1 protein-coding gene is annotated in these 1,277 nt (G+C 65.6%); it reads left to right on the forward strand.

Annotated elements, in window-relative coordinates; all coding sequences use genetic code 11:
* A partial coding sequence (locus OO69_RS48055; RefSeq protein WP_033287373.1) for an acyltransferase domain-containing protein occupies positions 1 to 1,277 on the forward strand: 1,277 nt, incomplete at both ends.

Consider the following 1,277-nt stretch of genomic DNA (forward strand, 5'->3'; position numbering starts at 1 on the left):
CCGGTGGCGTGGGTGCTGTCGGCCCGCACCCCCGCAGCGCTGCGGGAGCAGGCAGGCCGGCTGCACACCCACCTGACAGATCAGCCCACGACTACGGCCGCCTCGGTCGCGGGCGTTCTCGACCGGCGGACCCGGTTCACCCACCGGGCAGTCGCCGTCGGCCAACAACCACAGCAACTCCTCGACGCAGTAAAAGCGTTGGCCGACAACACCACACACCCAGGACTCCTCCAGGCAAACACCGACGACCTGCCGACCGGCGGCAAGACCGTGTTCGTCTTCCCCGGACAGGGCACCCAATGGCCCGCCATGGCAACCGACTTGCTGACATCCTCCAAAACCTTCCGCACCCACCTGCACACCTGCGCCGACGCACTCGCACCACACATGGACCACAACCTCATCGACGCCCTCACCACCCACCCCGAACTCCTCGAACACGTCGACGTCCTCCAGCCCGCACTCTTCGCCGTGCAAACCAGCCTCGCCCACCTCTGGCAGACCCACGGCATCCAACCCCACGCCGTCCTCGGCCACTCCCAGGGCGAAATAGCCGCCGCCTACACAGCCGGCGCCCTCACCCTCGACGACGCCGCCAAAACCGTCGCCCTCCGCAGCAGAACCCTCACCCAACTCGCCGGCACCGGCGCCATGGCCAGCATCCCCCTCAACAGCACCCGGACGACCGAACTCATCACCGGCTACGACGACCTGCACATCGCCGCATACAACGGACCCACCACCACCGTCATCGCCGGAAACCCCGACCAACTCGACCACCTACTGACAGCCTGCACCCAACAAAACATCCAAACCCGCAAAATCCCCGTCGACTACGCCTCCCACACCCCCCACATCGAACCCCTCCGTGATCAACTCCTCACCCTGCTCACCGACATCACCCCCCAAGCAGCCCACACCGCCTTCTACTCCACCCTCACCGGCCACCCCCACGACACCACCACCCTCACCAACCACTACTGGTACGAAAACCTCCGCCACCCCGTCCAACTCCACACCACCCTCCAGAAACTGCACACCCACGGCCACACCACCTACATCGAAACCAGCCCCCACCCCGTCCTCACCACCAGCATCCACACCACCCTCGAAACCAACACCAACAGCAACAGCAACAGCAACAGCAACAGCAACAGCAACAGCAACACACTGGTCCTGGGCACCCTCCGCCGCAACCACCACACCCCCACCCAGTTCCTCACCAACCTCGCCACCGCCCACACCCACGGCCACCCCGTAACCTGGCCCCCACCAAC

Origin of the sequence: Streptomyces sp. NRRL F-525 (assembly GCF_000716605.1) — a bacterium.
Lineage (GTDB): Bacteria > Actinomycetota > Actinomycetes > Streptomycetales > Streptomycetaceae > Streptomyces.